Here is a 326-nt window from a genome sequence, read left to right as displayed (position 1 = left end):
GGGCCGGCGTTTTTTCAAGATCGCGGCTTCTAAAAAAACTTTATGACAGCTAGTTATGAAAAGGGCTCCCAATAGTAAAAACAGGCCAAGAAAATCATCGGTTTTCCTGGCCTGTTTTTAAGTTATCGTCCGCATCAAGTTCGACTTTCATCCATCCGCGCACGCTATTGATGAACCAGATGGCATCGAATGTATCGAGCTCATCTTTTTTCAGCACTTTCGGTTCGATGCGCCCTTCTTCAAGGAGCTGTTCGCGGTAAGTCCCGGCGAGCAGGCCGCTAGAAACTGGCGGTGTGTAGAAACGCCCGTCTTTTTCCGCGACCAGG

Annotated in this window: 1 protein-coding gene; it reads right to left on the bottom strand. The window is 49.1% G+C overall.

What is annotated here, in order from left to right:
- Positions 1-94: 94 nt before the first annotated feature.
- On the bottom strand, positions 95-326 hold a 232-nt coding region (locus SB775_RS28300), incomplete at its 5' end, for an aminotransferase class IV (RefSeq protein ID WP_410864491.1).

Source organism: Peribacillus sp. SIMBA_075 (assembly GCF_046534585.1).
This window is presented reverse-complemented; position numbering and strand designations above follow the sequence as displayed.